A 15283-nucleotide genomic window follows, 5' to 3' on the forward strand; every position below is an offset into this window, starting at 1 on the left:
GTCAACGCGAGACTACCTGCGCCCCACACGTGCGCGTGCACGTGAAGAGAGTGATGCAGATCACTCACATGGTGGGTGGTCCGGACACGCAGGACCCCGCCCGCGGGCCGTGGAGCGGGGTCCACGGCCGGTGGACGGGGTGCGCGGAAGACGGGGAGTGATCGTGGGCGCGCCGAAGCGCCGGGTCAGGAGCTCGACGACTCCCACTCCGGCTTGCGGAGGTGGTGGACCCACGCGGGCGGGATGTTGGCGAACACCTTCTCCGAGCCGATCCCGTAACGGTCCAGCCAGTCCTGCACCACCCAGCTGGTCCGCGCCTGGCGGAGGTAGTCCTCGCGGCGGGCGATCACCGCCTTGACCTCCTTCGTGTACAGGTAGCCGTAGAAGGAGAGCGTCCCGCCGGGGCGGAGCACGGTGAAGTAGTAGTCGAGGATGCCGCGCACGTTGTCGGCGGTGAAGTTGGCGAACGGCAGGCCGGAGACGATCACGTCGTAGGTGCGGTCGGTGCCCATCTCGTCCACGAGACAGGCGTGCACCTCCGCGCCGTCCGCGATCGGTGACATCACCGGGTCGGTCTCCAACAGGTGCTCCACGTAGGACGCGAACTCCGGGTTGGCCTCCACGAAGTCCACGGTGTCACCCGGACGCATGGCCGCCGCGATCCCGCGGCTGATGGCGCCGGTCCCGGCACCCGCCTCCAGGATGCGCAATGGTTCGTCCGGATCGGATCGGTGGCGGATGTGCTCGGCCATGGCGTGGGCCAGGGCGCTGCTGCTGGGCACGATGGAACCCGTCGCATGGAAGGTGCGCAGCGCCTGGCTGAAGAAGAGTCTGGTGTCACGCAGACGTTCCTCCAGCCTGAGGGCGGCCAGGGGTCCGGTGGGGCTCTGGGTCTCGGACATGAGTGAACGCTAACGCGTCGGTGTCTCCCAGGGGAGACCGCGCGGCCGTTTGTCCGGGAAACACCGCGTGGCCATCACCACCACCGGAACGGGAACCCCGCGGCGCGCCCGCGCCGGGCGGGCGCGGCGGCACGCCCTACCCTGAGGGCATGAGCGACGCCGACACGACCCCCGCACCCTCCCGCGCCCGGACCGCACTGGTCACCGGGGCCTCCGGCGGGATCGGGGAGGAGTACGCCCGGCGCCTCGCCCAGCGCGGCTACGCCCTCGTCGTGGCCGCGCGCCGCCACGACCTCCTGGACGAACTCGCCGGACAGGTCCGGGAACGGTACGGGACCTCCGTCGAGGTCCTGCCCGCCGACCTCGGCACGTCCGAGGGCGTCGCCGCCGTGGCCGCCCGCCTCACCGAGGACGGCACCGGTGCGCTCGCGCCGGTGGACCTGCTCGTCAACAACGCCGGGCGCGGCGACGGGGGAACCTTCGCGGACCAGGACCCCGCCGAGATCGACGCCATGATCGACCTCAACGTCCGCGCCGTCCTCCAGCTGGCCCGCGCCGTCCTGCCGGTGCAGATCGCCCGCCGCGCCAACGGGTACACGGAGCCGCTGGGCGTGGTGAACGTGGCCTCGATGGCCGGGGAGATCCCCGCCAACCCGGGCGGGTCCGTGTACGGCGCGGGCAAGAAGTTCGTGACCCTGTGGAGCGAGAGCGTCGCCGCCGAGGTGCGCAAACACGGCGTCCAGGTCACCGTGGTCCTGCCCGGCTTCGTGCGCACCGACATGACCCGGGGCGTCCAGGAGCAGGGGATGCCCGCCTTCGCCTTCGTGCCCAAGGAACACATCGTCCGCGACTCCCTGGCCGCCTGGTCCGCCGGGCGTTCGGCGGTCATCCCCGGCGCCCAGTACAAGGCCGCCGACGGCATCCTGCGCCTCCTGCCCCGCCCGCTGGTCCGCGCCGTCGCCCGCCGGATGGCCTGACCTGGGTCTCCCACATACTGAGACATTCGGTCCCCGGTTGGTCACGGGCCGCCGGTTGCGCCTACCCTGGTACCGCACTGCCGGTCGAGGAAAGAGACCATGAAGACCTTCGAAGAGCTGTTCGCCGAGCTGTCAGAGAAGGCACGCTCCCGCCCCGAGGGGTCCGGGACCGTCGCCCAACTCGACGCCGGCGTCCATGCCATCGGCAAGAAGGTCGTCGAGGAGGCCGCTGAGGTCTGGATGGCCGCCGAGTACCAGTCGGACGACGAGGCCGCCGAAGAGATCTCGCAGCTCCTCTACCACCTCCAGGTTCTGATGCTGGCCCGTGGCCTGCGCCTCGAGGACGTCTACAAGCATCTGTAGGCCGGTACCGCGCGCTCCTCACCGGGCGCGTGCGCGGACCGGCCCACCGGACGTCCCCGAACCACGCCAGAACTGAGAAGGAACCCGTCATGCCCGACATGCTCCGCATCGCCGTGCCCAACAAGGGCCAGCTGTCCGAACCCGCCGTCCAGATGCTGGGCGAGGCCGGGTACCGGCAGCGCAAGAGCAGCCGCGACCTCGTGCTGGTCGACCCCGACAACAACACCGAGTTCTTCTTCCTGCGCCCCAAGGACATCGCCGTCTACGTCGGTGAGGGGATCCTCCAGGCGGGGATCACCGGCCGCGACATGCTGCTGGACTCCGGCGCCCCGGTGGACGAGGTCCTCCCGCTGGGCTTCGGCGGCTCCACCTTCCGCTTCGCCGCGCCCGGCGGTGGCGCCATGGAGGTCTCCGACCTCAACGGAAAGCGCGTCGCCACCTCCTTCGACGGCCTGCTCCGCGCCTACCTGGACGAGCGCGGCATCGACGCCCGCGTCATCCACCTGGACGGCGCCGTGGAGAGCTCGGTGCAGCTCGGCGTGGCCGACGCGGTGGCCGACGTCGTCTCCACCGGCACCACGCTGCGCAACGCGGGGATGGAGACCTTCGGTGACCCGATCCTGGTCTCCGAGGCCGTGGTCATCCGGCCGACGGACGCCCCCGAGGACCGGCAGATCGACCAGCTGCTGCGCCGTCTGCGCGGCGTCCTCGTGGCCCGCGACTACGTGATGATGGACTACGACGTGCACGCCGAGAACCTGGAGGCGGCGGTCGCCCTCACCCCGGGCATGGAGGGACCGACGGTCTCCCCGCTGCACCGCGAGGGCTGGGTCGCGGTCCGTTCGATGGTGCCGCGCAGGGAGGCCCAGCGGATCATGGACGACCTCTGGCAGCTCGGCGCCCGCGCCATCCTGGTCACCGACATCTACGCCTGCCGCCTCTGACCGGGACCCCGCTCAGGAGGGGGCGACGGTCAGCAGGGTCTCGTCGCCGTCGGCGGCGCCCGTGACGGTGACGTGCAGGACCCGTCTCGCGTCGTCCCAGCGCGACGTCCAGCCGTCGTCCCCGGCCGGGGTGTCCACGGTCAGTTGGTACCCCTCCCCGAAGACGTCATCGGGCAGGTACAGCTCGGTCGCCCCGGACGCCCCGTTCTCGGCGTAGCGCACCGACAGCGCCCCGGAGGCGTCGTCCAGCCCCAGCTCCAGGGGCTGACCCGCCACCGCGCGCGGGTAGGCCCGGTTCATGACGTGGGCCAACGGGCCGGGGGTGAGTTCCGCACCCTCGGCCCGGTCCTCCCAGGGGCCCCACCCGTCGTGGTCGTTGGACCAGTAGACGCGCCCGGCCGCCATGGCCTCGGTCTCCTCCAGCATCCGGCCGACGAACTCCGGGGCGCCCGCGCCGGACATGTCCAGGCCGAACTCGCCCAGCACGATCGGCGCCTCCAGGCGTTCGCCCACCACGCGGACGTTGCGGGACCACAGCTCCACGCTGGCGTCGATCCGCTCCCGGGCCGCACCCTCGTAGGGCTGGCCCAGATCCATGGGCAGGGCGTACATGTGCGGGGCGTAGACGATCCTGGGCTCACCCTCGCGGGGGTCCTCGATCCGGGGCAGGAACGAGGGCAGGCCCCAGTTCACGCCCACGGCCTGCCCCTCCACGAAGATCCACGTGTCCGGGTCGACCTCCCGGACCCGCGCGACGGAGCGGCGGTAGAGCTCCGCGAGGGGACCGGTCTCGAAGTCGGCGCCCTGGAGGCTGCCGCCGAAGGGTTCGTTCATGAGGTCGTAGCCGATCACCGCCGGGTGGCCGGAGAAGCGCTCGGCCACGTGGCCCCAGGCGTCGGCGTAGGCGTCCATCAGCCCGGGGTGCTCCCCGGTGGTGCCCCAGAAGTGGTCGAAGGAGCGCATCACCCCGGGCTCCAGGTAGACCAGCTCCCACATCTCCCGGCTCTCCACCCGCAGCCCGTCGTTGTGGGTGGCCCACTCGGGGGCGCCGTTGCCGGAGTGCTCCTCGGGGCTGGTGTGGCGGCCGTACAGGTCCTGGTGCATGTCGAGCAGCACGTGGTACCCGCGGTCGGCGTACCACTCCACGCGCTCGGCCACGGCGTCCAGGTACTCCTCGTCGTAGACGCCCTCCTCGGGTTCCAGGGCCTGCCACTGGATGAGGAAGCGGACGAAGTTGGTGCCCATGGCGTCGTACTCGGCCTGGACGTCGTCCTCAGTGATCCACGGCAGCCGGTCGGGGTCGCCCTTGGCCGACCCGGACGTGTTGAGGCCGTGGAGGAAGAGCGCCCTTCCCTGAGCGTCGGTGAGGTACCGGGTGGGCCCGGGTTCGTGCCGGGTGGCGGCGGCGGTGAGACCACCGGCCACCAGCACGAGCACGGTCAGGGCGGCGGTGACGAGCCTGCGCTTGCCGGTGGGCTGCAATCTCGCTCCTGGGGGGAGGATGGCTCCGGGAGGTGTGCTGATGAGACCTGGGTCACTATCATGCAAAAGGTGAATGTTATTCGCAACAGCCCCCCGGCCACCCGCCCCCTCCTCGTCCCCGGTGTCGCCGGAGCCGCCACCCTCGTCCCGTGCCTGCTCTTCGGGAACGCCGCCTTCCTCACCTGGCTGGGATCCCGCGCGGCCTGGCTGACACTGCCCACGTCACTGGGCGTCCCCTTCGCCTTCCCGAGACTCAGCGCCACCACCCTCGTGGGCCAGCCCGGCTGGCACCTGGCGGCCGAGCTCGTCGCCGTCGCGGCGCTGGCCGCCGTCACCGCCGGGTGGGTCCACCGGGCACGGCGGGTCCGCCCCCGGGCGAACGCCTGGCGGACCCTGCTGTCCGCCTGGTCCGGCGTGGTCCTGGGCCTGGCCCTGGCCAACGCCCTGCGCGCGTCCGCCGCCGTCCTGGCCGTGGGCGCGGGGCCGGTGGCCCTGTTCTCCTACGCCCTCGTCGGGGCCCTGTCCGGACTGCTGTGGGCGGTCTGCCTGGGCTGGCTGTGCGCGGTGCCCGCCGCCCTGACCCACCGCCTCACCCGCCCGGAGACCGTTTCACCGTAGGGAGCGCCCGGATGCCGTCGCCGGTGGTGGCGGAGCCGGATCAGCGGCGACGGTTCGACCGCGTCCGTCGAGGGTGGTGGGCGACGGGTGGGCGGAACGATTCAGAGAGCATGAGACCCGGCCCTCAGGCGTCGCCGCGCGGTGTGCGGCGGGACTGGAGGGCGGCCCAGACCAGGGGGACCTGGAGGGCGACGCGTCCCCAGGCGACGGCCCGGTTGTCGGCCACCGACGGCAGCCGTCCGGAGCCGGAGTCGAGCGCCATCTGGACGTTGGCGGGCCACACGGCCAGCAGCAGCGCCGCGCTGGCCGGTCCCGCCCACCTCCGGCGGGTCAGCAGTCCGGCGCCGCAGGCCAGTTCGGCCACACCGCTGCCGTACACGAACGCGCGGTGCGCGGGCAGGCGGCGCGGCATGATCGACTCGAACGGCCGGGGCGCCGCGAAGTGCAGCACCCCCGAACCCACGAACAGGGCTCCCAGAGCGAGCGGGGCCGCTCCGCGCAGCTTCTCCAGGCGTTCACCCATGGACATACACACTCCTCACGTGACGCGCCGGAACCCAACCTACTCGTGGGTCAACCAGCGGTCCTCCACCGGCCCGCCGAACCGGATACCACCGGTCCGCCGCGAGGGGAACGGGCACAATGTGGGTCATGAACCAGCGAACACGAGATCCCGCATCCGAGGGAGAGACGGTCACCCTGGCCCGGGTGACCGGCGAGACCGGCGGTGACCTGGTACTACGCCGGGTGGGCGCCCACTATGAGATCTACTCCAACGGCCTGTTCCTGATGGACACCCGCGACGGCACGTCCGAGCGCGAGATGGTGCGCGCGAGCCTGGCGGCGCTTCCCCCGGGCCGCTCGCACGCCCGCGTGCTGGTCGGCGGGCTCGGCGTCGGCTTCTCCGCCCGCGAGGCGCTCGACAACCCCCGGGTCTCCCGAGTGGACGTGGTGGAGCTCGAACCCCAGGTGATCGCCTGGCACGAGGACGAACTCGGTGAGGCCGCCGAGTACGTCCACCGCGACCCCCGCTGCCGCGTCCACAACGCCGACATCGTCACCTGGCTGGCGGAGGCCTCCGCAGCCGACCGGCCCGGCCGCTACGACGTCGTGTGCCTGGACACCGACAACGGCCCGGACTGGACCGTGGTCGAGAACAACAACCGCCTGTACGAGGCGGCCGGGCTCGAACAGCTGACCCGGCTGCTCACCCCCGGCGGGGTGCTCTCGTTCTGGAGCGCCAACGCCGTGGACAGCTTCGAGGCCCTGCTGCGGGGGCGCTTCGCCACGGTGGAGGTCGTGGAGGTGGTGGTGGCCCGGGGCGTCCCGGACGTGGTCTACCTGGCCTCGAACCCCCTCTGAGGCGCGGTCAGCCCTGGTTGCGGGACATGTAGCTGGCGAACTCCTCCAGGGAGATCCGCTGGTCGCCGTCGCCGTCCATCGCGCGGACGACCTCGGCGGCCTGCTCGTCGGTGGTCTGGTCACCGAGGTTGCGCATCAGCGCGGCCAGCTCCTGGGCGGAGATGAGGCCGTCGTTGTCGGTGTCCACGAGGGTGAAGGTGGCGGCGTACTCGGTGGTGTCGGCCATCGGTGGCTCTCCGGATCTGCTGGGGAACGGGCTCGCGCCAGGCTATCGAGGCACGCCCCGCGGGGCCACCGGGAGGCCTGCCCCCGACCGGAGGACCCACCGGCCCCGTGTCCCGCGACACGAGAGAGGGGCCGTCTCCCGCCCGGTGGGCGGGAGACGGCCCCTCCGGGGACTCCGGCGATCAGTGCGTGTTCGTGGACGCCTTCGAGCCCACCCAGCGGGCGACCACGGTGAAGGCCAGCACCAGGACGAACAGGCACAGCGCGGCGCCCCAGGCACGGTCGATACCGGACTCGAAGGGCTGCGTGGCGCCCCTGTACAGCTGCATCGGGACCGCGCCCTGCGGGTCGCCCTGGAAGGACGTCACGACCAGACCCGTGCCGAAGGCGGTCAGCAGCAGCGGCGCCGTCTCACCGATACCGCGAGCGATCGCCAGCATCGAACCGGTGGTCAGACCCGGTGCGGCGGCGGGCAGCACCGTGTGGACGATGGTCTGCCACTTGCGCGCCCCCAGCCCGTAGCTGGCGTTGCGCATCTCGTTCGGGACCAGCCGCAGCATCTCCTCCGAGGACCGGGTGACGATGGGCAGCATCATCACCGCGATGGCCACCGCGCCCACGAAGGTGCCGAAGCCCATGCCGCCCCAGCCGATCACCAGCAGGCCGTACACGAACAGACCCACGAAGATCGACGGGATGCCGGTCATCACGTCGGTGAAGAAGCGGATCGCGGAGGTCAGCCGGTTGGGCCCGTACTCCACGATGTACACGGCCGTGGCGATGCCGAACGGGATCGACATCAGGACGGCCAGCGCCATGATGTACAGCGTTCCGAAGAACCCGGCCGCGTAGCCGCCGCCCTCGCGCCGGGGCGGGGGCTCGACCTGCGTGATGAAGTCCAGGTTGACCACGCCGATGCCGCGACGGGTCACCTCGAAGACGATCAGGACCAGCGGGATCATCGCGACGACCATCGCGGCGGTCAGCGCCACGGTGGCGCCCCGGTCCTTGAGGCGCCGGAAGGAGGAACCCGGGGGGCGCTGGCTCAGCGGGACGTGCCTGCTGGGGGGAGTCGAGGTCATGGTGCTCATACGGCGGCGTCTCCCGTCATGCGTCCCAGACGCCAGACGATGACGCGGGCGAGGATGTTGACGATCATCGTGACCAGGAACAGGGCCACACCGATGGCCATCAGGGCGGTCCTGGACTCGGGGGTGGCCTCACCGAAGGTCGCGGCGATGTGCGAGGCCATGCTGCTGCCGGTCCCGAACAGGCTCGCGCCCCAGGACTGGGACCCGCCGATCAGCATCAGGACCGCGATGGTCTCGCCCAGCGCGCGGCCGAGGCCGAGCATGGCGGCGGCCACGATCCCGGAGAAGCTGGCGGGCAGGACCACGTTGCGCAGGACCTCCCAGCGGGTGGAGCCCAGCGCGTAGGCGGCCATCCGCTGCTCGACCGGGTGCACCGCGATGACCTCACGGATGATGGCGGTCATGATCGGCAGGATCATGATGGCCAGCACGATCCCGGCGGACAGGTAGCCCACCCCGCGGATCGGGCCCTCGAAGAGGAAGAACCAGCCGAGGACGCCCTCCAGGAACTCGAAGAACGGCCGCAGCACGGTCGGCAGGAACCAGTGCAGGCCCCACAGGCCGAAGATGACGCTGGGGACCGCGGCGAGCAGCTCCACCGTGTAGGAGAGCGGCTTGGCGATCCGGCGCGGCGCCATGTGGGTGAGGTAGAAGGAGACCATGATCGCCAGCGGGAGCGCGATGACGATGGCGATGGTCGCGGTCACCAGGGTGCCGTAGATGAACGGCCAGGCGCCGTAGGTGCCGGTGATCTCGCTCCGCGAGTTGCCCGACTGCCACTGCTCCCCCGCGAGGAAGCCGAAGAAGCCCTCCTTCGCGAAGACGGGCCAGGCCTCGGTGGTGGTGCGCAGGACCATCAGGGCCAGGATGACCAGGACGATGGTGCCGCAGGACGCGACCGCCCACTTGAAGAGGGGGTCGGCCATCCTCCCCTTGCTCGACCTCAGCGTCGTGCCCCGCCGGGGTTCCTCCGGGGCCGGGGCCTCTGGGGCCTCAGTGGACATGGTGCTTCTCCTCTTGATGGCTTTCGTGGGAGGGGGAGACGCGTGGTGGCCCCGGTCGGGGGCGGAGAGGACGGGGCCGGGGCGCTCCGGCCCCGGCCCCGGTGAGGCTTCTACTCCTCGGAACCGGCCTCGGCGGCGTCGCCGCTGCCCTCGTTCTCCGAGTTGGTGCGCTCGATCTCGGCGAGCACGCGCTCCTTCAGCTCGTCACCGAGGGGGGCGTAGCCCAGCTCCGCGACGATCTCGTTGGCGCCCTCGTCGGTCAGGGCCCAGGTCCAGAAGTCGATGATCGCGTCGGCCTCGGCCTGCTCGTAGCCGCAGGTGTAGGTGAAGATCCAGTTGGTACCGGCGATCGGGTAGCCCTCGCCGCCGATGCCGTCGATGCTGAACCGGAAGTCCTCGGGGATCTCCGCCTCCTCGGAGGCGGCCGTGGTGGACTCCAGGGTCGGCGCGATGGGCTCGCCGTCCGCGTTGACGACCTTGGCGGAGGCCAGACCGGCCTCCTGCGCGAAGGCCTGGTTCACGTAGCCCACGCCGCCCGGGTTCTGGCTGATGCCCTGGGCGACACCGTCGTTGCCCTGGCCGCCGACCAGGCCGGGGGCCCAGTCGATCTCGCCGCCGGAGCCGTACTCGTCGGCCCACGAGGCCACCTCGGTGGAGAGGTAGTGGGTGAAGACCTCGGTGGTGCCGGAGCTGTCGGAACGGTGGACCGGGATGATCTCGTCGTCCGGCAGGTCCACGTCCGGGTTGAGGTCCGCGATGGCCGGGTCCGTGTACGAGGTGATGTCGCCGGAGTAGATGCCGGCGATGGTCTCGGCGTCCAGGACCAGACCGTCGAGGTCGGGGTTGTCGAAGGCGATGACGACCGAGCCGAACACGACCGGGAACTGGATGGCCTCGCAGCCGCGGCCGTCGGCGGCGGTGGCCAGGTCCTCGTCGGTCAGGTAGCGCTCGGAGGAGCCGAAGTTGACCGTCTGCTCCAGGAACTGCTCGATGCCGGCGCCGGAGCCCACGCTCTGGTAGTTGATGCTGACGCCGGGCTGCACCTCCTGGCTGTAGGTGTGCATCCAGTCCTGGAAGAGCGGGTCGGGGAAGCTGGCCCCGGCACCGGTCAGCGAGGCGCTGAGGTCTCCGCCCGAGGCGGAGCCGTCCGCGCCGTCGGAGCCGCTGCCGCACGCCGTGGCGAGCAGGGGGATGGCCGCCAGGACGGCGAGCTTGGAACGCCCGTTGCGCATGTCGTGGTTCTCCTCGTTGAATGACCGCTGTCGGGGCTGACGTGAAACGACACTAGGCGCGTAGAAAGTCGTGGTGTCATCGAAATAGAGGCGGTTGGGTAGAAGAACAGTGAATGCCAGGTGAATGGGGGTCACTTTTCGATAACGGCCACTGTGTGCGATGGTGTGTGTCGTGGTGCGGACGTTCGTCGGAGGATCGCCAGTGTCCGCTCTGACCTGCTGTGATGAGAACGTGTCCGAGAGTGCTGTCGGAACCGGGGTTCAGGGGGATGACAGATTTGCATTCCTCGGACGTCACCGTTCCGTGGGAATCAGAAAAGGGTGACGCGTACGTGAACGGCGGGCCACTCCGGTGCCTGTCGGAGGGCCCTCGAAAAAGTACGCGACCGCCTTTGTGCGCCTACCCGCCGTTCGTCGTGTCCAGCCGGTAGCCGATGCCCCGGACCGTGTGGATGAAGCGGGGCTGGGCCTCCGAGTCACCCAGCTTGTGCCGCAGGCGCCGGATGTGCACGGCGATCGTGTTGTTCACCGGCGGGAGCGGCTTGCGCCAGACCTCGGTCCACAGCTCCTCCCGGCTGACCACCCTGCCGCTGTGCCGGAGCAGGAAGTCCATGATCCCGAACTCCCGCAGGGCCAGGTTGACCGGCTGCCCGTCCACGAACAGCCGGTGCCCCAGGGCGTCCAGCTCCAGGTCGCCCGAGCGCAGCGCCACCGGTCCGCCGGGGTCGGACGGCGGGGCGGCCTCGTTCCCCGGAAGCGAGCCGCGCAGCAGCCCCGCGAGCTCGGGGATGCGGTACGGGCGGTTCACACAGGCGGTGGCCCCCGCCGAGAGGGCCCGCATCGCCCGCTGCGAGTCGCCCGCGCCCACCCCGATCAGGATCGGGATGTCCATGGCCCGGCGGGTCACCCGCACCAGCGTCTCCAGGTCCACCTCGGGCGGCGCCGCGTTGGTCAGCAGGGTGTCCGGCCGCACCATCCCCACCCGGAGCAGGGCCTCGGCGCCGTCCACGCACACCGTGATGTCCACGTCGTGTCCGCTCAGCGAGAGCACCAGCTGGTGCGACTGCTCGGACTCGGGCTCCACCAGCAGGACCCGCAACGGACCCTCCGCGCGCCGCGTCCTCGCTTCGTCGTCCGGCGCGCCGGTGGGCGGGGGAACCGGTGCGGAGCAGGTGAGCGCGGGCATGGCGGGTCCACTTCGTCGAGAGCTACGGGGGCGGGTGGAGCTCGACCGGGCGGGTTACCCGAAGCGGCCCGAGATGTAGTCCTCGGTGCGCTGGTCGGAGGGCTTGCTGAAGATCGTCGCCGTCTCGTCGTACTCCACGAGGCTGCCGTAGCGCTCGCCCGCGCCGTCCACGCTGGCGGTGAAGAAGGCCGTGCGGTCCGAGACGCGCGCCGCCTGCTGCATGTTGTGGGTGACGATGACGATCGTGTACTCGGCCGCCAGCTCGTACATGAGGTCCTCGATCTTGAGGGTGGCGATCGGGTCGAGCGCCGAGCAGGGCTCGTCCATGAGGATGACCTCGGGGTTCACCGCGATGGTGCGGGCGATGCACAGGCGCTGCTGCTGGCCGCCGGAGAGGGCGAAGGCGCTCTCCTTCAGCTTGTCCTTGACCTCGTCCCACAGGGCGGCCTTGGTGAGGGTCTCCTCGACCAGGTCGTCCATGTTGCCGCGCGCCCCGTTGATGCGGGGACCGTAGGCGACGTTGTCGTAGATGGACTTGGGGAACGGGTTGGGCTTCTGGAAGACCATCCCGATCCGGCGGCGGACCTCGATCGGGTCCACGTCGGAGGCGTACAGGTCCTCACCGTGGTAGGTCACCCGACCCTCGATCCGCGCGCCGGGGATGAGGTCGTTCATCCGGTTGAGCGTGCGCAGGACCGTGCTCTTGCCGCAGCCGGAGGGGCCGATCATCGCGGTGATCTGACGCGGGCCCACCTGCATGTTCACGTCGCGCACGGCCTTGTTGGACCCGTAGTGGATCGACAGGTCGCTGATGTCGAAGACGGGTTCGCCCAGACCGGGGACCTCGCGGTTGTACCGGACGGTGTCGGGGGCGATGCCGCGGCCGGACTCGGTGCCTCGCGGGGTCGCGGTGTTGCTGACAGACATGGGGCCACTTCCGGGTCGGACGGAGCTCGGTGTGCATGAGGGGATGAAACCCGCGGAGTGCGGTCGATTCCCATGCAAATATGTCCGCGTGAAGCCCGGGTGAACGAACCCCGTGGCCAAGATGAACGTGGGCGGTGGAGTAGGAAGCCCCCGGTGACGTTCGGGTGTCCTCACCGGTCAGGACCGTCACGGAGGGGCGCGGCGGGCGGGTCGGCCGGTGCGCCCGCCCGCAGGCGCCGCCCGGGGCGGGGGCCACCAGGATCGGGGTCCCTGAGGTCGGGGTGCCGGGCGCGGGCGGTCCGGTCGTGGACCGCCCCGGACCATGTGAACCGCCTCCCGCCCCCGGCCACGGAACCGGCCCCCGACACACGACCGCCCCGACGCTTCCGTGCCGGTCGTGACACGGGCGCCGGGGCGGTCGGGGACGGTGGGGACCTACTGCCCGGAGTCGCCGCCCTGCTCGGAGATCTTCTGCTTGACCTCGTCCATGTCCAGCTCCCGGGCCTGGGTGATCAGGCTCTCCAGGGCCTCGGAGGGGAGGGCGCCCGGCTCGTTGTAGATGACCGTCTGGTCGCGCACGATCATCAGGGTCGGGATGGACTGGATCTTGAACTCGAAGGCGAGCTCCCGCTGTGCCTCGGTGTCGACCTTGGCGTGCACGATGTCCGTGTGCTTCTCCGAGGACTTGTCGAACACGGGGGCGAACTGGCGGCAGGGACCGCACCAGTCAGCCCAGAAGTCGATCAGGACGAAGCTGTTGTCCTTCAGCGTTTCCGCGAAGTTGTCTTTGGTGAGTTCGACGGTGGACACGTGGTCTCCTGCTCTTCGTTCGTTGTTGGTGTCGACCGGTGGCCAACTGCCATCCTCTTGGGTGCTACAGCGGTAGTGCCCACTCGTTTGTTCCACATGCCTGGGAGGTGGTGCGCGCACCCCTACCGGGCCGGTGGTTTCCGACACAACGCGTGTTGCATACCTGTTTGGGAGGAAAGAGCGAACACGGTTAGTGTCGGCCTGCGGGGCACGGGTTCATTGTCGTGACCGGAGCTTCCGTTGTGGGCCGAACGCCGAAAACCGGGGGGACCGATGAGCTCCGAGGCGCCGGAGGACCAGCAGGGCGTGGACTACCGCTTCACCCTCGCCAACGAACGTACCTTCCTGGCGTGGATCCGGACCGCGTTGGCCTTGCTCGCGGGCGCGGTCGCGGTCCTCCACCTGCTCCCCCTGGGCTGGGACGAGACGCCGCGCACCCTGGTGGGGCTGCTGCTGGCCGTCCTCGCCGGAGTCGTCACCGTGTACGCGCCGCTGCGCTGGTACCGCGTGCAGCGGGTGATGAGCCGGGGCGAACCCCTCCCAATGAGCCTGCTCCCGCTGATCACCACGTTCGCCGTGGCGGCGGTGTGCCTCCTGGTCCTGCTGGGGAACCTGCTGTGAGACCGGAGCAGGACCGCCGCGACCCCGGCCTCCAGCCCGAACGCACGCTGCTGTCCTGGCAGCGCGCGCTCATCCTGCTCGCCGTGGTGGGCCTGGTCTACCTGCGGGGGCCGCTCGACCCCGGCTCCGGCGTCGTACCCGAGGTGGACCCCGCGCTGCGGGCGGCCGTCATGGCCTTCACCCTGCTGCTGGGTACCGGCCTCGGGCTGCACCTGTGGCTGCGCTGGCGCCGCACCGAGTACGGACTCCGCGAACCGGGGACGGGTCGGGCCCCGCTGAGCGTGGCCCGGCCCTGGGCGATGGTCCTGCTCAGCGCGGGCGTCCTCGTCCTGACCCTGGTCGTGGTGGCGACGGTGCTCCTGCCGTGAGTGCGCCGCGGGAGCCGCGCCGAGTCCGTGAGGCGGGGCCGGGCCTCGTCGACGTCCCCGTCAGACGGGGGGCCGTCACCGCCCGGCGGGACGACGGGCGGTCCGGGCGGCGGGGCACCCGGGGAGGACCTCCCGTCAGCGGCTGTCACGGCCGTGGCGGGACCGCGGTTCCGGCGGCGCGCGGCTACGCGGGGGCGGGGACCGACCGGTCCGACCGGCGGTGCTCGACGATGGACCCGATGATGGCGTCGAGGTCGAGGGTGGGCTCGTAGCCGATCAGCCTCCCGGCCAGCGAGGTGTCCGGGTACCGGCGCCGCATGTCCTCGTAGCCCTCGCCGTAGGCCTCCTCGTACTCCATGTAGGTGATCGGGCTGCCCGAGCCGGTCAGGCGGACGACCCGGTCGGCCAGGCCCCTGATCGTCACCTCCTCGTGCCCGCCCAGGTTCACCGCCTGGTTGTAGGCCTCGGGGGTGTCCATCAGCCGGGTCATCGCGGGCACCACGTCGAACACCGACCCGAAGCACCGGCGCTGGTCACCCGTGCCGTAGACGGTGACGGGCTCGCCGGACAGCGCCTGGTCGACGAACCGGGGCACGACCATCCCGTATCTGCCGGTCTGCCGCGGCCCCACCACGTTGAAGAAGCGGGTGATGACGCAGGGCACGCCGGACTCCGTGCCGTGGACGTAGGCCACCAGCTCGTCCAGCCCCTTGGCGGCGGCGTAGGACCAGCGGCTCTTGGTGGCCGAGCCGTAGATCCGGTCGGCGTCCTCCCTGATGCCGTCCGCGTCGTTCTTGCCGTAGACCTCGCTGGTCGAGGCGACCATGTACGGGACCCGGTGCCGGACCGCCGCCTCCACGACGTTCTCGGTCCCGTGCAGGTTGATCCGCAGCGAGCGGAGCGGGTTGTCGACGATGTTGTAGACGCCCACGGCGGCGGCGAGGTGGAACACGGTGTCCGACTCCGAGACGAGCCGGTCCACCAGGTCCCGGTCCAGGATGTCCCCCTGGACGAACCGGAAGGCGGGAGAGCCCTTCAACTGGGACAGGTTGGACAGTGAACCGGTCGAGAGGTCGTCCAGGACGGTGACCTCGTGTCCCCGCGCGACCAGGTGGTCGCACAGGTGGGAGCCGATGAACCCGGCTCCGCCGGTGATGACGGCCTTCATGGT

18 protein-coding genes are annotated in these 15283 nt (G+C 70.8%); 7 read left to right on the plus strand and 11 right to left on the minus strand.

What is annotated here, in order from left to right:
• Nucleotides 1–185: 185 nt before the first annotated feature.
• Nucleotides 186–902: a class I SAM-dependent methyltransferase gene (locus AC0VYM_RS01595; protein WP_475458129.1), complete on the minus strand. Its 717-nt coding sequence runs from the start codon at nt 900–902 to the stop codon at nt 186–188.
• A 149-nt stretch (nt 903–1051) separates the two neighbouring features.
• Between AC0VYM_RS01595 and AC0VYM_RS01600 the strand changes: the two genes are divergently transcribed.
• The 3 genes from AC0VYM_RS01600 (at nt 1052) to hisG (ending at nt 3186) form a co-directional block, all read left to right on the plus strand.
• A complete protein-coding gene (locus tag AC0VYM_RS01600) occupies nt 1052–1879 on the plus strand; it encodes an SDR family NAD(P)-dependent oxidoreductase (RefSeq protein WP_475458131.1) in 828 nt (275 codons plus the stop codon).
• A gap of 99 nt (nt 1880–1978) precedes the next feature.
• A complete protein-coding gene (locus tag AC0VYM_RS01605; protein ID WP_211715077.1) occupies nt 1979–2242 on the plus strand; it encodes a phosphoribosyl-ATP diphosphatase in 264 nt (87 codons plus the stop codon).
• A gap of 89 nt (nt 2243–2331) precedes the next feature.
• Complete coding sequence (hisG, locus tag AC0VYM_RS01610) at nt 2332–3186, plus strand: ATP phosphoribosyltransferase (protein ID WP_475458133.1); 855 nt, start codon at nt 2332–2334, stop codon at nt 3184–3186.
• Nucleotides 3187–3198: 12 nt separating this feature from the next.
• On the opposite strand, the gene AC0VYM_RS01615 is transcribed toward hisG, so the two are convergent.
• A complete protein-coding gene (locus AC0VYM_RS01615) occupies nt 3199–4668 on the minus strand; it encodes a cellulase family glycosylhydrolase (protein WP_475458135.1) in 1470 nt (489 codons plus the stop codon).
• Nucleotides 4669–4728: 60 nt separating this feature from the next.
• On the opposite strand from AC0VYM_RS01615, the gene AC0VYM_RS01620 reads away from it, so the two are divergent.
• On the plus strand, nt 4729–5286 hold the full coding sequence (locus AC0VYM_RS01620; RefSeq protein ID WP_475458137.1) for a hypothetical protein: 558 nt from the start codon (nt 4729–4731) through the stop codon (nt 5284–5286).
• Nucleotides 5287–5410: 124 nt separating this feature from the next.
• Here the strand turns inward: AC0VYM_RS01620 and AC0VYM_RS01625 are convergent, their stop codons facing one another.
• Nucleotides 5411–5815, minus strand: coding sequence for a DoxX family protein (locus tag AC0VYM_RS01625; RefSeq protein WP_475458139.1), 405 nt, complete (start codon nt 5813–5815; stop codon nt 5411–5413).
• A 122-nt stretch (nt 5816–5937) separates the two neighbouring features.
• Here AC0VYM_RS01625 and AC0VYM_RS01630 point away from each other — a divergent pair, with 122 nt between their 5' ends.
• On the plus strand, nt 5938–6648 hold the full coding sequence (locus AC0VYM_RS01630) for a spermine/spermidine synthase domain-containing protein (protein WP_475458142.1): 711 nt from the start codon (nt 5938–5940) through the stop codon (nt 6646–6648).
• Between the two features lie 7 nt (nt 6649–6655).
• Here the strand turns inward: AC0VYM_RS01630 and AC0VYM_RS01635 are convergent, their stop codons facing one another.
• The 7 genes from AC0VYM_RS01635 to trxA form a co-directional block, all read right to left on the minus strand.
• Nucleotides 6656–6874, minus strand: a complete 219-nt coding sequence (locus AC0VYM_RS01635; protein WP_475458144.1) for an EF-hand domain-containing protein — start codon at nt 6872–6874, stop codon at nt 6656–6658.
• A 181-nt stretch (nt 6875–7055) separates the two neighbouring features.
• Complete coding sequence (gene pstA, locus AC0VYM_RS01640; protein WP_475458147.1) at nt 7056–7964, minus strand: phosphate ABC transporter permease PstA; 909 nt, start codon at nt 7962–7964, stop codon at nt 7056–7058.
• Nucleotides 7961–8968, minus strand: a complete 1008-nt coding sequence (gene pstC, locus AC0VYM_RS01645) for a phosphate ABC transporter permease subunit PstC (RefSeq protein ID WP_475458149.1) — start codon at nt 8966–8968, stop codon at nt 7961–7963. The genes pstA and pstC overlap by 4 nt, the downstream gene beginning before the upstream one ends.
• A gap of 110 nt (nt 8969–9078) precedes the next feature.
• Nucleotides 9079–10200 carry a phosphate ABC transporter substrate-binding protein PstS gene (pstS, locus tag AC0VYM_RS01650; protein WP_475458151.1) on the minus strand — a complete coding sequence of 374 codons (1122 nt, stop codon included), beginning with the start codon at nt 10198–10200 and terminating at the stop codon, nt 9079–9081.
• A 400-nt stretch (nt 10201–10600) separates the two neighbouring features.
• A complete protein-coding gene (locus AC0VYM_RS01655; protein WP_475458153.1) occupies nt 10601–11386 on the minus strand; it encodes a response regulator transcription factor in 786 nt (261 codons plus the stop codon).
• 54 nt (nt 11387–11440) lie between these two features.
• The gene (pstB, locus tag AC0VYM_RS01660; protein WP_475458155.1) at nt 11441–12313 is read right to left on the minus strand and encodes a phosphate ABC transporter ATP-binding protein PstB; all 873 of its coding nucleotides are present in this window, start codon (nt 12311–12313) and stop codon (nt 11441–11443) included.
• 435 nt (nt 12314–12748) lie between these two features.
• Complete coding sequence (gene trxA / locus AC0VYM_RS01665; RefSeq protein ID WP_475458157.1) at nt 12749–13123, minus strand: thioredoxin; 375 nt, start codon at nt 13121–13123, stop codon at nt 12749–12751.
• 273 nt (nt 13124–13396) lie between these two features.
• On the opposite strand from trxA, the gene AC0VYM_RS01670 reads away from it, so the two are divergent.
• Nucleotides 13397–13744 carry a YidH family protein gene (locus AC0VYM_RS01670; RefSeq protein WP_475458159.1) on the plus strand — a complete coding sequence of 116 codons (348 nt, stop codon included), beginning with the start codon at nt 13397–13399 and terminating at the stop codon, nt 13742–13744.
• Nucleotides 13741–14112, plus strand: a complete 372-nt coding sequence (locus AC0VYM_RS01675; protein ID WP_475458161.1) for a DUF202 domain-containing protein — start codon at nt 13741–13743, stop codon at nt 14110–14112. The genes AC0VYM_RS01670 and AC0VYM_RS01675 overlap by 4 nt, the downstream gene beginning before the upstream one ends.
• A 184-nt stretch (nt 14113–14296) precedes the next feature.
• Here AC0VYM_RS01675 and AC0VYM_RS01680 read toward each other — a convergent pair whose 3' ends face one another.
• On the minus strand, nt 14297–15280 hold the full coding sequence (locus AC0VYM_RS01680; RefSeq protein WP_475458163.1) for an NAD-dependent epimerase/dehydratase family protein: 984 nt from the start codon (nt 15278–15280) through the stop codon (nt 14297–14299).
• Nucleotides 15281–15283 lie beyond the last annotated feature (3 nt).

The organism is Nocardiopsis sp. iso_237 (assembly GCF_056173345.1).

What these genes read in the sequence shown, in the direction of transcription:
- AC0VYM_RS01595 (WP_475458129.1), bottom strand. Translation starts at nt 902, where the DNA reads ATGTCCGAGACCCAGAGCCCCACCGGACCCCTGGCCGCCCTCAGGCTG.
- AC0VYM_RS01600 (WP_475458131.1), top strand. Translation starts at nt 1,052, where the DNA reads ATGAGCGACGCCGACACGACCCCCGCACCCTCCCGCGCCCGGACCGCA.
- AC0VYM_RS01605 (WP_211715077.1), top strand. Translation starts at nt 1,979, where the DNA reads ATGAAGACCTTCGAAGAGCTGTTCGCCGAGCTGTCAGAGAAGGCACGC.
- hisG (WP_475458133.1), top strand. Translation starts at nt 2,332, where the DNA reads ATGCCCGACATGCTCCGCATCGCCGTGCCCAACAAGGGCCAGCTGTCC.
- AC0VYM_RS01620 (WP_475458137.1), top strand. Translation starts at nt 4,729, where the DNA reads ATGCAAAAGGTGAATGTTATTCGCAACAGCCCCCCGGCCACCCGCCCC.
- AC0VYM_RS01625 (WP_475458139.1), bottom strand. Translation starts at nt 5,815, where the DNA reads ATGTCCATGGGTGAACGCCTGGAGAAGCTGCGCGGAGCGGCCCCGCTC.
- AC0VYM_RS01630 (WP_475458142.1), top strand. Translation starts at nt 5,938, where the DNA reads ATGAACCAGCGAACACGAGATCCCGCATCCGAGGGAGAGACGGTCACC.
- AC0VYM_RS01635 (WP_475458144.1), bottom strand. Translation starts at nt 6,874, where the DNA reads ATGGCCGACACCACCGAGTACGCCGCCACCTTCACCCTCGTGGACACC.
- pstA (WP_475458147.1), bottom strand. Translation starts at nt 7,964, where the DNA reads ATGAGCACCATGACCTCGACTCCCCCCAGCAGGCACGTCCCGCTGAGC.
- pstC (WP_475458149.1), bottom strand. Translation starts at nt 8,968, where the DNA reads ATGTCCACTGAGGCCCCAGAGGCCCCGGCCCCGGAGGAACCCCGGCGG.
- pstS (WP_475458151.1), bottom strand. Translation starts at nt 10,200, where the DNA reads ATGCGCAACGGGCGTTCCAAGCTCGCCGTCCTGGCGGCCATCCCCCTG.
- AC0VYM_RS01655 (WP_475458153.1), bottom strand. Translation starts at nt 11,386, where the DNA reads ATGCCCGCGCTCACCTGCTCCGCACCGGTTCCCCCGCCCACCGGCGCG.
- pstB (WP_475458155.1), bottom strand. Translation starts at nt 12,313, where the DNA reads ATGTCTGTCAGCAACACCGCGACCCCGCGAGGCACCGAGTCCGGCCGC.
- AC0VYM_RS01670 (WP_475458159.1), top strand. Translation starts at nt 13,397, where the DNA reads ATGAGCTCCGAGGCGCCGGAGGACCAGCAGGGCGTGGACTACCGCTTC.
- AC0VYM_RS01680 (WP_475458163.1), bottom strand. Translation starts at nt 15,280, where the DNA reads ATGAAGGCCGTCATCACCGGCGGAGCCGGGTTCATCGGCTCCCACCTG.